Here is a 16,149-nt window from a genome sequence, read left to right on the forward strand (position 1 = left end):
ACCCTTCCATCCCGGCAACTACGGCGCAGGTGCCGTTGTCGGCGCCGGTTCATTCGTGACCCGCAGCAAGCCCCACAAACCGGCGGTATTGCCGAACGACGCGTTGTCGCGGAACAGGTAATCCCCCGCAATCGCATTGCTGCCGCCGGCGCTCGGGTGCATGGCGCTGAAGTGCGCGGCCGGCAGTACGCTTTCGCGGGCGCCGATGTACATCGACATCGGGTTCAGGCCGAACCGCACCGATCCCACGCCAGGGGCGCCCATTGGATAGCCAGCGGTATCGCTCTTCTCCGACAGGTACGGGTTGACCGACCAGAGGTGACCGTCGAGCTGGAAGGTCGAGCCGCGGCTGCCGCCGGTCGGCATCAGCACATGGGTGCGGAACGGTTGCCCCGGTTTGACGTAGAACACCGGTGTTTGCGGATCGCCGCCCACCAGCGCGTTGCTGTAGGCCATGTGGGCGTTGGGCACGTCACCGTAGCCAAAGCCGCCGGCACGGCCGAACGGTGCATCCGGCGCGAGGCCGAAGCGATACCACATGGGCTCGGTCTTGTAGTTGATGGCCATGCCGGCGTTGTCCTTCGGATCGTTCGGCACGCCCATGCCTTCCGAGGCGATGCCTTCCACCGGCCGCCCGCTCGCCCAGCGCAGGTTCAAGGCCCGCTGCCAGACCATCGCGAAGTCGCGGTAAACCGCCTGCCCCGTCGCCGTGACCGTGGCCGATGCACGCTTGGCATCCTCGACCCAGGTGGCACCGACCGGCAGCACACTCATCGCACCGCCAAGGCCTTTCTGCGCCTGCTTGATCACATCCGCCGGGGTGAAGTTCAAGCCGCCGAACTCCACCGCCGTGGCGTTGATGTTGTCGACGCTGCGGCCCAGTTGGGTCACCGGTTTACCTTCACGCTCCAGGTGCCCGGCGTAGTACTGGTAGGTACGGGTCGGGTACGCGCCGCTGTTGCCGACGCGTGGCGGCACGGTCTGGATCGGGTTGGCGCCGACGTTGGTACCGTCGGACTTGGTGATGTCGTAGGCCAGCAATTGCGCATGCAGACCGACATGGCTGGAAGGCCGCAGCAGGTTGTTGTTGAAGGTGGTCGAGCCGTCGCCATCATGGCGATCACGCTTGACCAGCCCCTGCAGGATCGCGGTCTGGGCCAGGTCCGGCATCACGCTCGGCAGGCGGTTCTCCAGGGTGATATTGATGCAGTCCCCGGCCGCTGCGCGCAGTACCAGCGGTTCGACAGCCACACCTGGCTTGAGCTTGCCGGTGGTCAGGTCGAGGTCGGCCTTGCGCACGTACAGGATCGCGGTCGGGTCATGGATCGGCCCGCTCTGGCCACCGATGGTGACGGTTTCGCCGTCCTCGGGATCGGTCACCGTCACCCGTGGAATGCTCACGGTCCGTGAGTTGAACACCAGGGTGCCGCCCGCCGGATTCAGTGGCCCGCCGACATGCTGGCCGAGCCCCTCGGGATCGCCGATCGACAAGCCCAGCGGATTGCTCAGGATGTCGTTGGCCAGCGCCGCCACCACCTCGTAGTTGCGCTGCACGGTCGGCCGGGTACCGATGCCATTGGGGTTGGCGCTGATCCGTGGACAGGTGCCCTCGAACGCCACGGTGTTGCGCATGCCCGCCGGTTTTGGGTTGTTCGGCAGCGCGAACAGATCGGTGCGTTGCGCGGTGTAGTTGCGCATCACGCCCCAGATGCCGTTCCAGTAGCCTTCGATCGAGGCGTCCATCGAGTACAGGTAATCACCCGTGGTCGCCGCGGAACTGGAGAGCATCGACAGCGGCGCAATGAAGCCCATCTGCTCGGAAATCCCGACCATCTGCGAGGCGCGCCAGCCCGAGTTGGAGCTGTTGCCGTAGCCCGTGCCGCTCTGCAGCCACTTCACTCCGTGTAGGGTGACGTTGTGCTCTTCTTCATGGCCGCCGGCATGCACCCGCAACCGCACGTTGTCGCCGGTGTAGGTACGCAGCATCGGCGTGAACGGATCACCCGGTTCCGCACCGCCACGGTTGATGTGCGGCGGGAACAGCGTGGTGCCGCCGGTCGGGCCGGTGGCCGAAGTCACCAGGTTAGGCGCCAGGTTCATCGCCGGGATCGCGCGGTCGGTGCGGCTTTGCATGGCGAACGACAGATCGCCCCCCAGGCCGTCGGCCTGCATGCCGCGCTTGCCGTCCGGGCCGACCTTGTTCGGGTCGAACACTCGCAGGCCCAGGGGCTCGTTGCGGTAATTGACGACGAACATGCCGGGGTCATCCACCGAGATCGCTTGTGGACATGGCCTGGTCGGGCAGCCCAACTTGATGCCGCCGCGGGCCTCGACCACCGACTCGAGCAGGTTGCCAGCGTTGTTGCGCACCGGCGGGTTGATCGCATAGCGGAAGCTGTCGGCCGTCGCCGGGAACGCCTGTGGATTAGGCACGCCATTGGGGCCGGCACCGACGTAGACACCGGCTTCATAGGCGTGCTGGAAGTCGCTGTATTCCAGGAAGAACTCACGGAAGCTGTCGTTCTTGCCGTCACCGTCGAGGTCACCGGTCGATATCACCGCCTGCCATGAAGTCGGTCCGCCATCCGAGCGCGCGCCGCTGTACAACGGCTCGCCCGTTTCGGCGTGGAACCAGGTGGAACCGGCCGGTTCGGCGAGCACGGTGGCGTACAGGCCAATCTGTTGGTGAGTCGATGGGCCGAGGTGGTCGTGGGTGAAAATGGTCCCCAGGCCACGGTCGACACCCTTGGTGTTGATCACCGGGTCGATGAACCAGCGCTGCATCGCCGTGCGCGCACCCATCCAGTCCGCCCGGCCATATTGACCGAAGAACGGATGCGCCTTGGCCACCGGGCAGGCCGGCATGCCGTCACGCGGGTCGGCGCCCTCGCACTGGTTGAACGCGCGGATGGCATGGATGCGCTCCACCACGGCACCCGGGGAAAGCACGCCGTCTTCGTAGTTCCAGCCGTTGGACGAACCATCGGCGGACGTCAGGTCCCACTTGGGCAAGTGAATGTGCTGGCCGATCACGTCGGTCGGGGTGCGCACCTGATAGTCGTCCATCTCGTAGGTGGCCGGCACCAGGTTGGTTTGCTGGTACTGCACGCAGTCGAAGGTGTTCATGCGCATCACCAGCGGCTCTGGCGGACGCTGTTTGGTGATCACCGGCCAGGCGTCTTCCCACAGCGCCAGGATGCGCGCCTGCGGGAAGTGGTAGCCGACCTTGTTGTACACCGCGTCGAACTGGATGTTGGCCGCCTTGTAGATGCGCGGACGGTCGGCGGTGAAGGTCGAGGAGCCGGTGAAGGACATGCCGTCGATGCGCTCGCCGCTGTTGTATTCACCGCTGCCGGCACTGCTGGTCAGGCGCTTGGCCCGATCATCCATGCAGGGTTCGTAGAACGGCGCACCGGCAATCGGCAAGGCGCCATTGGTGCGGAAGTTGCGCGCCACCACCTGTTTGCCCGGCAGCACGGCAAAGCTGGGGTGCTCCTTCTTGGCGTGGAAGGCCATGGCCGCCTGTTCGACTTCGGTGCCCTCTTCCGGCAGGTAGATCGGCTTGGCCCGCTTCACTTCCTTGGAGAAATCCAGCGAGGTGGTCACCGTGTGCGCCTCGCCCCCGGCCGACACGCCGTCCAGCGCATGGCGCCCCAGACCACCGTCCCAGCCACCGGACTGGTTCGGGTCGAGGTTGGCCCACAGGCCATTGCCGCTGGTTTTCAGGGCCTGGGCCTTGGCCGCGTCGAGCATGTCCAGCGGTGGGGTTGGCGGGCGTTGGCCGACCGAACTTTCCATGCCGCCGATCCAGAATGGGAAACCGGGGTTCTTCAGGCTGCCGTCGGCGTTGCGGTTGGCTTCGCTGCGATCGACCAGCGCCAGCGAACCGATGGCCTGGACGCCGCCATTGCCGCCGCCGTGGTCATCATCACCATCATCGTCATCGTCGCCCGCGGCCACCAGGGTCTGGCCGATTTTCGGCACCACGGCGACCTTGCCCGGCATGGGCGCCATGGCTTTGCCAGGCAGCGGCACGACGGCCGGGATCGGCGTACCGGCGATGATTTCGCCATCGGGCAAGGCCCGCGCGCCCGTCGCCGGTTTACCGCTGCGCAGCGCATAGGGCTTCTTGTGGAAGCCGTCGTCACCCTGCTGGGACACTTCGAGCCGGGTGCCTTCTTCAAACACATCGTGCACCCGCCACATGGCCCACATGCCTTGGGCGAAGTGCGGGTAGAAGTGGCAGTGATAGATCGCATCGCCCGCTACCCGGTTACGGTTGCCCGAACCGCCGTTGGCGATTTCATAGGTGTAGCCGGCACCCGGGCCGATGCCCTGGGCGTCCAGGTAATCGGTGTTGTCATCGTTCGGGTTGTACAGCCATTGATGCCCGTGCAGATGGAAGATGTGGTGTTCGTAGCCGTTGTGGGTGTTGCGGAATTTGACGAAGTCACCGATGTAGCTGTGGTTGACGTTGGACGGCTCCGACGGATACAGCGCCATGGTCGCCTTGACCCCGACCTGATCGGCACGCGGCACTTCGCCGGGGCGAATGTTTTCCAGGCCCGAGTTGGCCGGCACGTCCACCAGCATCGCCACGTCGCCCACGGTGTGCGAGCTGAGGAAGAACTCTTCATAGGCGCAGGACAGGCAATCGTGCATCGGCCCCACGCCCAGGCGATTGGCGACCACTTCGGCGCCCATGCCGCCGGAGCCGTAGTTGATCATGAACGAGTCGCGGGTCGGCTCCAGCACATGGCCCATCACCGGGTCCGCAAAGTACGCCGGGAAGGCCTGGGTGACGGCGGTTTCATCCTGGAACTGCGAAGCGAAATCGCGGAACGGCTCCAGCCGGTTCGGCAGCGCCGGATTGCGTTTGCCCATGGCTTCCAGCGGATAGGTCGATGGCGGGAAGCTGCCGTCGGCGTTGCTGCCCATGACGATCGCATCGCTTTCGCCGGAAATGATTTCACTGCCGTCCACCATGCTGATGATCGGCGTACCGGCCTTGCCTTCACGAATCCACGGCTCGCGTTGCGGGTAGCGCGCCTGGTAATCGACGATGGGCTGGCCGGCCGGCGTGCGTCCGGAGCTGGCCAGGCGCATCTCTTCTTCGGTCAGGGTGTTGCGGTAGGTTCGGCCACCCTTGGGCACGACCACGACCTGGGCGAACAGGCCATTGGCGTTGTTGCCCGCCGCGCCCTCGCCACCGAAGGTCGCGCCACGGCTGCTGACATCGAACGCGCCTTCGCGTTCGGCGTACAAGGTATAGGAACGGCTGCTGCCAGGGGCGACGAGGCTGTTGGCGTTGCGCCCGGTATAGGAGGCGATGTCATCGATGCTGTTGACGGCCTGCAAGCCGTTGACCTGGAAGCCGACATGACGGTCGGCCACCTGCTCATCGGCCTTGAAATTTTCGGCGTTGCCGGTCCCGCCACCCTCTTGCTCTTCCCCTTCTTCCTCCTCCTGCTCGAATGCGTCATGGCTGCCCGGGTTGGACTGGTAGGCCAGCAGGTTTTGCAGATTGATGGTCAGGCAATCGCCGGCAGCCACACGCAACACCAGCGGACGCGGACGCTTGTCGGGCCGCAGGGACACCTTGCCCGGCACTGCTGCGCCGCCTTGGGCGAGGGAAACGTCATGGTCGTCGACCACATCGCGACGCAGGGCGAACATCATGCCGTTGACGTTCTGCGCACCCAGGCGGTTGAACATCAGCGGCTGATCGAACGCCACGACGTTGGCTACCAGATTGCGCTCGCAACGTGCAGCTGCGCTGGCAATCTCGATGCCGAGCATCGATGTCACCAACAACAGCAAATTAATCAGGGACGGGGCGTGGGATATGCCGATCATCGTCTCGGGCCTCGCAACGGGTTTTCAGGGATCACTTAACGACAAATGGTCGAGAGCAATCCTCATGCCATAAATATTTTCGTTATTAATCAATTAGTTATATTCACGACTTGATACGCCGGGGGATATACCCCACCCAATCCCCCACTTTCTCGCCGGGGCCACCATTCCCCACTATTGGGGAAAACCGCCCCCAGGGTTTCGATCACAGCGGGGCGTCCGCAGCCAGGCCCTGCAAACGCCGATACTGGTTCAACACGTTGGGCACATAACGCTGGGTTTCGGCGAACGGCGGGACCACGTTGCCGCGGCTGAGCACCGCCTGCGGGCCGGCGTTGTAGGCCGCCACGGCGAGGCGGATGTCGTTGTCGAACATCGTCATCAGGCGCTTGAGATAGCGGGCGCCGCCCTGGATGTTGGCCTTCGGGTCGTAGGCGTTGGTCACGCCCATTTCGCGGGCGGTGTCGGGCATCAATTGCATCAGTCCGCGAGCGCCCTTGGGTGAGGTGGCGCGGGCGTTGTAGCTCGATTCCGCCTTGATCACCGCATGCAGCAGCGCCGCCGGCAATTCATTGGCCGTGGCCGCCGCCGACACCAGCTCGGCATAGGGTTGCGCGGCGATCATCTGCGGTTGCTGGTCGAGGCTGACGACCGCCGCATCGGGCTCGCGGATCACCCGCTCATAATGGCGTCCGGGGCGGTGGACATTGGACAGGACGTAGCTGCCATTGGCATCCACGGAAACAAACACATCGGCCTGGACGGCGCCGGTCAGCACCAGCAGACCCAGCAACCCGGTGGTGAGTGATTTCATTGTTAGACCTCCCCTTCCCGGCCCCGAAAATTGGGGGTATTGCCCCAGTGGCCAGTCGTGGAACAGCCATACGCAAGCACTGTGCCGTAAGTGCGAAGGCCCGTAGTACGGGGGGTGCGGCGGGATCACCAGTCGTGAGCATGGCAATTGCATGCTGCTGCATAGCAACTCTGCTGCCTACCGTGCGAGGTCATCATGAATCAGCATCTGCGTTATGCCCGGCGAACCCAAAGCGGGTTCACCCTGCTCGAACTGTTGGTGGTGCTGGTGGTGCTGGGGCTGTTGGCCGGCATCGTGGCGCCGAAGTATTTCGCCCAACTGGGCCGTTCCGAAGTGAAAGTGGCCAAGGCGCAAATCGAAGGCTTGAGCAAAGCCCTGGACATTTACCGCCTCGAGGTCGGCCATTACCCGACGACTGAACAGGGCCTGCAGGCGCTGGTCGCGGCCCCCGCCGACGAACCGCGCTGGACCGGCCCGTACCTGCAGAAAAAACTGCCCCAGGACCCTTGGGGCCGCAACTACAGCTATCGCTATCCCGGTGAAAACAGCGAATACGACCTGTTGTCCATGGGCAAGGACGGGCAACCCGGCGGCGAAGGCGAGAACGCCGAAGTCACCAACTGGAACTGACGGCTATGGCGACCATGCGCTTTCATCTCAAAGCCGTCGGCAAGGCCGGTGTCGTCTCCCTGACCGTCGAGGCGCCAGGGCAAAGCGAAGCCCGGCGCATCGCCGAAGACCAGGGCCTGCGGGTGGTCAGCCTGCACGCCGAGCGCCATTGGCGTGCGTTGCGCCTGAACAAGCGCGAGACGTTCAACCTGGTGTTGTTCAGCCAGGAGCTGACCACCTTGCTCAACGCCGGCCTGCCGCTGATCGATGCGCTGGAAAGCCTGGCGGAAAAGGAAAACGCGCCACAAGCCCGCAAAACCCTGAGCGAGCTGGTGCGCCTGCTTTACGAGGGCAAATCGTTCTCCCAGGCCCTGGGCCAGTTGTCGGCGGTTTTCCCGCCTTTGTACGTGGCGCTGGTGCAGTCCAGCGAGAAGACCGGCGCCGTCGGCGATGCCCTGGGCCGCTATGTCAGCTATCGGCAGCGCATGGACGAGGTTCGCCAGAAGATCATCAGCGCGTCGATCTACCCCATGCTGTTGCTGGTCGTGGGCGGTGGCGTGGTGTTGTTCCTGATGGGCTACGTGGTACCGCGCTTCAGCCTGGTATTCGAAGGGTTGGGGTCGAACCTGCCCTGGCTGTCGCAGATCCTGATGAGCAGCGGCATGTTCCTTCACGCCCACCAGGGCGAGTTCTTCGGGGGCTTGCTGGCCATCATCGTCGCCCTCGTCCTGCTCCAGCGCCAACCGGCCTTCCGACGGGGGCTGGACCGCGTGATCGAAAAACTCCCCGCGGTGCATCAGCGCATCTTCATGTATGAGCTGGCGCGCTTCTACCGTTCGCTGGGCATTCTGCTGCAGGGCGGCATTCCCCTCGTCACCGCCATGGGCATGGTGCGCAACCTGCTCACCGTCGCCTCCCGCAGTCGGCTGGACCAGGCCTGCGAACGGGTGCGCGAAGGGCAATCGTTGTCGACCGCGCTGGAACTCAATCACCTGGTGACGCCGGTGTCCCTGCGCCTGCTGCGCGCCGGTGAACAGTCCGGCAACCTCGGGCAGATGATGGAGCGCAGCGCCGATTTCTATGACGAAGAAATCAGCCGCTGGATCGAATGGTTCGTGCGGCTGTTCGAACCCTTGCTCATGACCTTCATCGGCCTGTTGATCGGGGTGATCGTGATCCTGATGTACATCCCGATTTTCGAACTGGCCTCGAGCATTCACTGACCTTTTGCAACAAGGTCGTGCTGCACGTTGCATTGTTTTCAACAACCGACTGAATAAATCGGTCCGCCGAGGTGTTTATCAAGTTCCCACGGGGAAAAAAAGGTTCTTCACGCAATCCCGGGAAACACCGATAACGCAATACCTGTAGGAGCCGGCTTGCCGGCGATGGACTCAAGTGCGCCGCGTTTATCCGGTTCACACGCGTTATCGTTAACGACCATCGCTGGCAAGCCAGCTCCTACAGAGACCGCGTCCTGGTCGAAAATGAAATGATCTCCAAACCAGAGAAAGCCCAAAAAAAAGCAGCACGTTGCACTGTTAATCAACGTTCCAATCTGAATAAAAAAGACGGAGAACGACATGCACATCAATAAGCTTTTACTCGCAGTAGCTATTGGCGCGGTTCTGTCGGCGTCTACCGTATTGATTCCGGACAGCCTGTCCGGGGTATCCAGTGCCCAGGCCAAGGATGGGGGTAGTGGTGGTGGCGGTGGGGGTGGTGGTGGCGGCAATGGAGGTGGCGGCGGCGGTGGCAATGGAGGCGGCGGTGGCGGCGGCAATGGAGGCGGTGGCGGTGGCGGCAATGGCGGCAGTCACGGCGGAAGCGGCAGTGGTGGCAACGGCGGAAACAGCGGCAGCGGCCACAGCGGCGACCATGGCAGTAACAGCGGCCATGGCAATTCCAACAGCGGTTCGAGCCACTCCGGATCGGTTTCGTCCTCCGGGCGCAGCGGCACCCATGATGAACCCGGGGATGACCATGGCGTCCATGCCAACGGCGAGCCCGGCGATGACCATGGCGTTCATGCCAATGGCGAAATCGGTGATGACCGCGGCGTTCATGCCAATGGCGAAATCGGTGATGACCGCGGCGTCCATGCCAATGGCGAAATCGGTGATGATCGCGGCGTGCACGCCGAGCCCGGGGATGACAAAAGGAGCTGATTCACACTGAACCCCATACAACACAAAAAAACCTGTGGGAGCGAGCTTGCTCGCTCCCACAATGGTTTATATGAACAGTGCCTTACAACCCACCCTCAGACTGATCCAGTTCCTCGCGCAAAAAATCAACCAGCGCCTGCACTGGCCGCGAACCCTGCCGGTGTTGCGGATAGACCGCCGACAACGTCAGCGGCTCCGGCCGCCAATCCCCCAGCACTTGCACCAGCCTTCCATCCTTCAGCGCCGAACCGACAATGAAGGTCGGCAAATAGGTGATCCCCAGGCCCGCAATGGCCGCATCCCTGAGCACCTCGCCATTGTTGACCCGCATCCGCCCGGTGACGTTGACCGTGAGCGGCTTGCCCTGCCCCGCAAAACGCCATTGCACCTGTCGACCATGGCCGTACGGCAGGCAGTCATGCCCGTGCAGATCCTCAGGCTTGCGCGGAGTGCCGCGCTCGGCCAGGTACGCGGGGCTGGCGCAGTACACCCGCTCAATGGAGGCAATGCGTCGGGCGATCAGTGTCGAGTCTTCCAGTGTGCCGATGCGTAACGCCAGGTCGTAACCTTCACCGAGCAGATCCACAGGACGATCGCTCAAATCCATCTCCACCGTGACGTCGCGATAACGCTGCAAAAACACCGGCAACAGGCATCCCAGGTGCGCCAGTGCGAACGACAGCGGCGCACTCACACGGAGGGTCCCGCGGGGCTCGGTGGTCTGGCCTGAAATGCCCTGCTCCACTTGTTCGACTTCGCCGAGCAGGCGCAAGGCCGATTCGTAATAGCTCTGTCCCAGCGGCGTGACATCCAGGCGCCGGGTCGAGCGATTGAGCAAGCGCACGCCCAGGCGTTCTTCGAGTTGCATCAAGCGGCGGCTGACAAACTGTTTGGACAGGCCCAGTTGATCGGCGGCAGCCGTGAAGCTGCCGGAGTCCATGACCTGGCAAAAAATACGCATATCTTCGAAGGGGTTCATTGTCACTTCCAGGTTGACAGTCAAACACTTTATAGCCGCTTTTTCCCTGCCTGGCACAGCATTAATCTTCGCTCACGGCGCTGAAACCGCCTTCCCCCGGAAGTAGCCGCGCACACCCTTAAATGGAGTTTCCCCATGTCCTTGCTCCTCGATCATTTGCTCTCCCTGAGCGCCCTGCTGCTGGCCATCGACGCCCTGCTCTGGCACCTCGCGCCGTTCAAGCATCGCGTGATCCGGGTCGGGGTGCGCCTGGCGCTGTTCCTGCTGTTCAGCGCGGTGCTCATCAACGCCGGGGGCAGTCCGTTGCAGGCGCCGTTGTTTGCCGATGATCGCGTGGCGCAGCTGGGGGCCACGGCGCTGGGCATCCTGTGGTGGCTGTACGCGGCGCGGGTGCTCACCGAAGTGATCGGCCTGGTCCTGGTGCGGCGCATCGGCCACAGCGGCCGGTTGCTGCAGGATGTCATCGGCGCACTGGTGTTCCTGATTGCCGTCGTCGCCGCCGCCGGCTATGTACTGGAACTGCCGGTGAAAGGCCTGCTGGCGACCTCCGGCGTCGTCGCCATCGTGGTGGGCCTGGCCTTGCAGAGCACCCTGAGCGACGTGTTCTCCGGCATCGTACTCAACACCACCAAGCCGTATCAGGTCGACGATCGGGTTTCCATCGACGGCGTTGAGGGCAAGGTGCTGGACATCGACTGGCGCGCCACCCATCTGCTGACCAGCGCCGGCAGTACGGCCGTGGTGCCGAACTCGGTGGCGGCCAAGGCGAAGATCGTCAACCTCAGCCGCCCGTTCAATCTGCACGGCGTGTCGATCAGCATCCAGGTGCCCAACCACATCCGCCCGCGTCGGGTGCTCGATGCCCTGGACCGCACCCTTCAGGGCAGCAGCAGCCTGCTGCTCGATCCGCCGCCCAAAGCCGTGCTCAAGGAGGCCGGCGAAACCATGTCCGAATACGTGGCCAGCGGCTTCATCGCCGAGCTGGGCAAAAAGGGCGAAGTGCGCAATCAACTGTTCGACCTGGCCCATCGGCACCTTGAAGCGGCAGGCATTTCCCGGCAGCCCGATGGCGTGATCGAGCCGTCGACCCGCGCTCGGGCCTTGCTCGATGAAGTGAAAATCTTCCGCTCCCTGAGCGCCGAGGAACGGGATCGCCTGGCCCAGAACATGGTGGCGCAGCAGTACGCGGCCGGTGAGGTGGTGCTGGAACTGGAGGAAGTACCGGACAGCCTGTTCGTCATCGCCACCGGCGTGGTCAGCGCCACGGTCCCCGACGGCAACACGCAGATCGAAGCCGGTCGCATGGGCCCGAGTGAAGTCATGGGCGAACAGAGCATCCTCGCCGACACGCCGTCCCAGGCCCGCTTCACGGCCATGACTTCAAGCATCATTTATCGCCTCGACAAATCCCTGACCCGCCACTGCATGGAGCAACGGCGCGAAGTCGACCGGGCGTTGAACAAGCTGCAAGCGGTGCGCCAGCAGAACAGCCGGATGGCATTGATGGCCAAACCGGTGGTGGTCAGGAAAGGTGGGTTTTTAAGCTGGTTGCAGAGTCGCTGATCCACTGTTCACACAAAACCCTGTAGGAGCGAGCCTGCTCCGGGCGGCGTTCCGACGATGGTGTGTCAGCCAGATTGGTTTTGACTGATACTCCATCGTCGGAACGCCGCCCGGAGCCGGCTCGCTCCTACAGGTGCTGCGTACTTACTGGGCGGTGAACTTGGTGTAGCTGTTGATCAGGTTGCGATAGTTCGGCAGGCGTTCGGACAGCAGGTTGGCCAGGCCTTCCATGTCGTTGCGCCAGTCGCCTTGCAGTTCGCAGGCCACGGAGAACCAGTTCAGCAGTTGCGCACCGGCGGCCGACATGCGCGCCCACGCCGCTTGTTGCACGGTGGTGTTGAAGGTGCCGGAAGCGTCGGTCACCACAAACACGTCAAAACCTTCGGCAATCGCCGACAGGGTCGGGAACGCCACGCACACGTCGGTCACCACACCGGCGATGATCAGTTGCTTGCGGCCGGTGGCCTTGATCGCCTTGACGAAGTCTTCGTTGTCCCAGGCGTTGATCTGGCCCGGGCGGGCAATGAACGGCGCGTCCGGGAACTGTGCCTTGAGCTCCGGCACGATCGGCCCGTTCGGACCGCTGTCGAAGCTGGTGGTGAGGATGGTCGGCAGTTTGAAGAACTTGGCGATGTCGCCCAGCGCCAGCACGTTGTTCTTGAACTCGTTGGGGGTGAAATCCTGTACCAGCGAAATCAGACCGGTCTGGTGGTCGACCAGCAATACCACGGCATCGTCTTTGTTCAGGCGTTTGTACGGAACGTTGCTCATTGGAAACTCCTTGATGGATGGTTGTCGCAGTCAGCGCCGACCTGTCGGGCCGGCGTTTTTTTGAATTCGTCAGAAGGCAAAACACGAGCAGCCAAAGGCGCCCCAGAAACCGGCGAAATCGCTGACCGGTGCGTTCGACAGGCGGGCCCGTTCATGGCTGTGGGAATGCACCGCGCACGGCCCGCTGCAATGGTGAACCTGGGCCTGCATCGGCGAGGTCGGGCGCCAGTGGCCCGGCACCTTCACCACCGGCGACCAGTCCGGCAGCACCGGCACGCTGGGCGGCCCGAGCTTCTCGAAGTCACCGGCGCCGTACACGACCTTGCCGCCGACCACGGTCAACACCGACTCGATCCACTTGATCGCCTCTTCGTCGACACTGAAAAAATCCGCGCTCAGGGCGGCGACGTCGGCCAGTTGCCCGACCTTGATCTGGCCCTTCTTGCCTTGCTCCGACGAGAACCAGGCGCTGCCGTGGGTGAACAATTCCAGCGCAGTCAGGCGCGACAGGCCTTCGGCGTGCAACTCCAGACCGCCGACGGTGCGGCCACTGACCATCCAGTACAGCGAGGTCCACGGGTTGTAGCTCGACACTCGCGTGGCATCGGTACCGGCGCCGACCGGTACGCCCTCGGCCAGCATGCGCTTGATCGGTGGCGTGGCTTCGGCCGCTTTCGCGCCGTAACGCTCGACGAAATATTCACCCTGGAACGCCATGCGATCCTGAATCGCAATGCCGCCACCCAGCGCCCTCACCCGCTCGATGTTCTGCGGGGTGATGGTTTCGGCGTGGTCGAAAAACCACGGCAAGCCGTTGAACGGAATGTCGCGGTTGACCTTCTCGAACACGTCGAGCATGCGGCTGATGGATTCGTTGTAGGTCGCGTGCAAGCGGAACGGCCAGCGTTGCTCCACAAGGTGACGCACCACCGGCTCCAACTCGGCTTCCATGGTTTGCGGCAGGTCCGGGCGCGGTTCAAGGAAGTCTTCGAAGTCCGCCGCCGAGAACACCAGCATTTCCCCGGCGCCGTTGTGCCGCAGGTAGTCATCGCCCTGGTGCAGCTTCACGCTGCCGGTCCAGTTCTTGAAGTCGGTCAGCTCTTCCTTGGGCTTCTGGGTGAACAGGTTGTAGGCGATGCGCACGGTCAGTTGCTCATCCTTCGCCAACTGCTCGATCACCTGGTAATCGTCCGGGTAATTCTGGAAACCGCCGCCGGCATCGATGGCGCTGGTCAGGCCCAGGCGATTGAGTTCGCGCATGAACTGACGGGTCGAGTTGACCTGATACTCCAGCGGCAGCTTCGGCCCCTTGGCCAGCGTCGAGTACAGAATCATCGCGTTGGGCCGTGCCACCAGCATGCCGGTCGGCTCGCCATTGGCGTCGCGCACGATCTCGCCACCCGGCGGGTTCGGCGTGTCGCGGGTGTAACCGGCGACACGCAACGCGGCGCGGTTGAGCAAGGCGCGGTCGTACAGGTGCAGCACGAACACCGGCGTGTCCGGTGCCGCCTGGTTGAGCTCCGCCAGGGTCGGCATGCGCTTCTCGGCGAACTGGAATTCGTTCCAGCCACCGACCACCCGCACCCACTGTGGCGTCGGCGTGCGGTCCGCCTGATCCTTGAGCATGCGCAAGGCGTCGGCCAGGGACGGCACGCCTTCCCAACGCAGTTCGAGGTTGTAGTTCAAGCCGCCACGGATCAGGTGCAGGTGCGAGTCGTTGAGCCCGGGGATCACACAACGGCCCTTGAGGTCGATGACCTGGGTGTTCGAGCCCCGCAGGGCCATGGCCTGGGCATCGTTGCCGACCACGACAAAACGCCCGTCGCTGATCGCCACGGCGCTCGCGAGCGGTTTCTCACGGTCAACGGTATGGAATTGACCATTGAACAGAATCAGATCGGCGTTCATCACGGTTCCTCGTGCGAAGTAGTAGGAGACAGCCAGGGCTCGAACAGGCGCGTCGCCATGGGCATGAAGAGGTAGACCACCGACACCACGATGGTCAGGGTGATCAGGAACGTGGCCACCACGTAGCTGGAAAGAAAACTGTTGAGCCCAAGCAACGGCCCCCAGAGCAGCGGCACCAGCAAGGTGTGCGGCAGGATCACCAGCAGCGTCACCACGGCCTGCTTCCAGCGCGGCGGTGGCGTCCCGGCTTCGGCCTGGGGCGAGAACCAGAACTCGTTGAGCGGATTGACCTCGGTCTGGTCACCGTCGGCCAGCATCGGTGCGGCTTCGTCGACCAGCGCCTGGCGCTGCGGCGAGTCGAGCCAGTTCTGCATCGCCTCGGTCGAGCAAAAACGCAGTACGCAGGTGTAGCTGTCGAGCCCTGCGTTCTTGCCGCGCACCACATCCACCCCCAAGTGCCCGACGTTCTGCGCGGCCACCCTGACGATGTTGCGCAGCCAGGCTTCATAAGGCACTTCGAAACCGGCCTTGACCCGGTGCTTGACGATCAGGGTCACCACCTCGTCAGGCCCGGGACTTGCAGGCTCGCGGCGATTGAGTTCAGACATAACGCAAGGCTCCGGCAAAACGGACATTGAGCGCCAGCCGTCCCGGCCCGGCGATGAAAATGCTGGTGAACACGATCAGTAACAGCCAGCCGAACTGGCCTTCAAAGAGCGTCCACTGCGGATGCACGATCAGCATCGACACCCACAGCAAAAACAGAATAGGCAAACACGCCAGACGCGCCAGCGACCCGACGACGATCAGCAGTGGGCACACCACCTCGGCGAAAATCGCCAGCATCAACGTCAGGTTCGCGCCCAGATGGAAAGGGTCTTCGATGTTCTGCAACTCAGCACTGTAGTGCAGCAGCTTGGGCAAACCGTGCACCCACACCAGGAACAACCCGCCGCTAACCCGCAGGAACAGCAGCCCCCAGTCTTGCGCCCGATCATCGCGTCGCGAAGCGTCCATGGCCTACCCGCACAAATGAAAAACCACCGGCGTCGATGCGCCGGGACAGGACTTGATAGTGCCGGGACCGGGGGAGGAAAAATTGAATGTACGTGCTCTGTTTGCGGGAAGACCGAGAGCGACCAAACGACATGGAATCCTGTGGGAGCGAGCCTGCTCGCGATAGCGGTGGGTCAGCCAACATCTCTTTTGAATGTGCCGGCCTCTTCGCGAGCAGGCTCGCACCCACAATTGGATCGGGTACATCTGAGAAAGATTGGGTGGCTGTCAGGCCGCCATCGCTGGCAAGCCAGCTCCTACAGTTGATCGGCGTACGCCCATGCTCTTCACCACTCATCAGGCCGAGCGTTAGCTCGCCTGCAGCTCTTGATCTTGATCCACCCGCCCCCTCGGAAGGCTGAGCGGAGGTGTTCATCCGGGGATTGGCGCGCAGCGCCGTTCGACGCAGTCGAACTCATCGCATG

General features: G+C 63.4%; 12 protein-coding genes. 4 read left to right on the forward strand and 8 right to left on the reverse strand.

Annotation, left to right across the window (positions count from 1 at the left end; translation table 11 throughout):
• Positions 1-18 precede the first annotated feature (18 nt).
• Both mnxG and EI969_RS27440 read right to left on the reverse strand, forming a co-directional pair.
• Positions 19-5,856 carry a manganese-oxidizing multicopper oxidase MnxG gene (gene mnxG / locus EI969_RS27435; protein ID WP_160390469.1) on the reverse strand — a complete coding sequence of 1,946 codons (5,838 nt, stop codon included), beginning with the start codon at positions 5,854-5,856 and terminating at the stop codon, positions 19-21.
• Positions 5,857-6,061: 205 nt separating this feature from the next.
• Entirely contained in the window at positions 6,062-6,670 is a 609-nt protein-coding gene (locus EI969_RS27440) for a lytic transglycosylase domain-containing protein (protein WP_160390470.1), read from the reverse strand.
• A gap of 195 nt (positions 6,671-6,865) precedes the next feature.
• On the opposite strand from EI969_RS27440, the gene gspG reads away from it, so the two are divergent.
• A complete protein-coding gene (gene gspG / locus EI969_RS27445; RefSeq protein WP_160390471.1) occupies positions 6,866-7,300 on the forward strand; it encodes a type II secretion system major pseudopilin GspG in 435 nt (144 codons plus the stop codon).
• Between the two features lie 14 nt (positions 7,301-7,314).
• Positions 7,315-8,502, forward strand: coding sequence for a type II secretion system F family protein (locus EI969_RS27450; protein WP_160390479.1), 1,188 nt, complete (start codon positions 7,315-7,317; stop codon positions 8,500-8,502).
• 107 nt (positions 8,503-8,609) lie between these two features.
• Here EI969_RS27450 and EI969_RS30315 read toward each other — a convergent pair whose 3' ends face one another.
• The gene (locus EI969_RS30315) at positions 8,610-8,864 is read right to left on the reverse strand and encodes a hypothetical protein (RefSeq protein ID WP_178120853.1); all 255 of its coding nucleotides are present in this window, start codon (positions 8,862-8,864) and stop codon (positions 8,610-8,612) included.
• Here EI969_RS30315 and EI969_RS30320 point away from each other — a divergent pair.
• Complete coding sequence (locus EI969_RS30320) at positions 8,863-9,447, forward strand: hypothetical protein (RefSeq protein WP_178120855.1); 585 nt, start codon at positions 8,863-8,865, stop codon at positions 9,445-9,447. The genes EI969_RS30315 and EI969_RS30320 overlap by 2 nt on opposite strands.
• An 82-nt stretch (positions 9,448-9,529) precedes the next feature.
• Here the strand turns inward: EI969_RS30320 and EI969_RS27465 are convergent, their stop codons facing one another.
• Positions 9,530-10,426 carry a LysR family transcriptional regulator gene (locus tag EI969_RS27465; RefSeq protein ID WP_160390473.1) on the reverse strand — a complete coding sequence of 299 codons (897 nt, stop codon included), beginning with the start codon at positions 10,424-10,426 and terminating at the stop codon, positions 9,530-9,532.
• A 135-nt stretch (positions 10,427-10,561) separates the two neighbouring features.
• Between EI969_RS27465 and EI969_RS27470 the strand changes: the two genes are divergently transcribed.
• Complete coding sequence (locus EI969_RS27470) at positions 10,562-11,989, forward strand: mechanosensitive ion channel family protein (RefSeq protein WP_160390474.1); 1,428 nt, start codon at positions 10,562-10,564, stop codon at positions 11,987-11,989.
• A 144-nt stretch (positions 11,990-12,133) separates the two neighbouring features.
• On the opposite strand, the gene ycaC is transcribed toward EI969_RS27470, so the two are convergent.
• The 4 genes from ycaC to EI969_RS27490 all read right to left on the reverse strand — a co-directional run bounded on the left by ycaC (position 12,134) and on the right by EI969_RS27490 (position 15,685).
• Entirely contained in the window at positions 12,134-12,760 is a 627-nt protein-coding gene (gene ycaC / locus EI969_RS27475; RefSeq protein ID WP_110661874.1) for an isochorismate family cysteine hydrolase YcaC, read from the reverse strand.
• A 69-nt stretch (positions 12,761-12,829) separates the two neighbouring features.
• Entirely contained in the window at positions 12,830-14,668 is a 1,839-nt protein-coding gene (locus EI969_RS27480) for an amidohydrolase (RefSeq protein WP_160390475.1), read from the reverse strand.
• Positions 14,668-15,276 (reverse strand): antibiotic biosynthesis monooxygenase, encoded by a 609-nt coding sequence (locus tag EI969_RS27485; RefSeq protein ID WP_160390476.1) that lies wholly within the window; start codon positions 15,274-15,276, stop codon positions 14,668-14,670. The genes EI969_RS27480 and EI969_RS27485 overlap by 1 nt, the downstream gene beginning before the upstream one ends.
• Positions 15,269-15,685, reverse strand: coding sequence for a DoxX family protein (locus tag EI969_RS27490; protein ID WP_160390477.1), 417 nt, complete (start codon positions 15,683-15,685; stop codon positions 15,269-15,271). The genes EI969_RS27485 and EI969_RS27490 overlap by 8 nt, the downstream gene beginning before the upstream one ends.
• Positions 15,686-16,149 lie beyond the last annotated feature (464 nt).

It is taken from the genome of Pseudomonas sp. PB101 (assembly GCF_009764265.1).
Lineage (GTDB): Bacteria > Pseudomonadota > Gammaproteobacteria > Pseudomonadales > Pseudomonadaceae > Aquipseudomonas.

Excerpts from the sequence above, each read along its gene's own strand:
- mnxG (WP_160390469.1), bottom strand. The coding sequence starts at position 5,856 with ATGATCGGCATATCCCACGCCCCGTCCCTGATTAATTTGCTGTTGTTG.
- EI969_RS27440 (WP_160390470.1), bottom strand. The coding sequence starts at position 6,670 with ATGAAATCACTCACCACCGGGTTGCTGGGTCTGCTGGTGCTGACCGGC.
- gspG (WP_160390471.1), top strand. The coding sequence starts at position 6,866 with ATGAATCAGCATCTGCGTTATGCCCGGCGAACCCAAAGCGGGTTCACC.
- EI969_RS27450 (WP_160390479.1), top strand. The coding sequence starts at position 7,315 with ATGCGCTTTCATCTCAAAGCCGTCGGCAAGGCCGGTGTCGTCTCCCTG.
- EI969_RS30320 (WP_178120855.1), top strand. The coding sequence starts at position 8,863 with ATGCACATCAATAAGCTTTTACTCGCAGTAGCTATTGGCGCGGTTCTG.
- EI969_RS30315 (WP_178120853.1), bottom strand. The coding sequence starts at position 8,864 with ATGTCGTTCTCCGTCTTTTTTATTCAGATTGGAACGTTGATTAACAGT.
- EI969_RS27465 (WP_160390473.1), bottom strand. The coding sequence starts at position 10,426 with ATGAACCCCTTCGAAGATATGCGTATTTTTTGCCAGGTCATGGACTCC.
- EI969_RS27470 (WP_160390474.1), top strand. The coding sequence starts at position 10,562 with ATGTCCTTGCTCCTCGATCATTTGCTCTCCCTGAGCGCCCTGCTGCTG.
- ycaC (WP_110661874.1), bottom strand. The coding sequence starts at position 12,760 with ATGAGCAACGTTCCGTACAAACGCCTGAACAAAGACGATGCCGTGGTA.
- EI969_RS27480 (WP_160390475.1), bottom strand. The coding sequence starts at position 14,668 with ATGAACGCCGATCTGATTCTGTTCAATGGTCAATTCCATACCGTTGAC.
- EI969_RS27485 (WP_160390476.1), bottom strand. The coding sequence starts at position 15,276 with ATGTCTGAACTCAATCGCCGCGAGCCTGCAAGTCCCGGGCCTGACGAG.
- EI969_RS27490 (WP_160390477.1), bottom strand. The coding sequence starts at position 15,685 with ATGGACGCTTCGCGACGCGATGATCGGGCGCAAGACTGGGGGCTGCTG.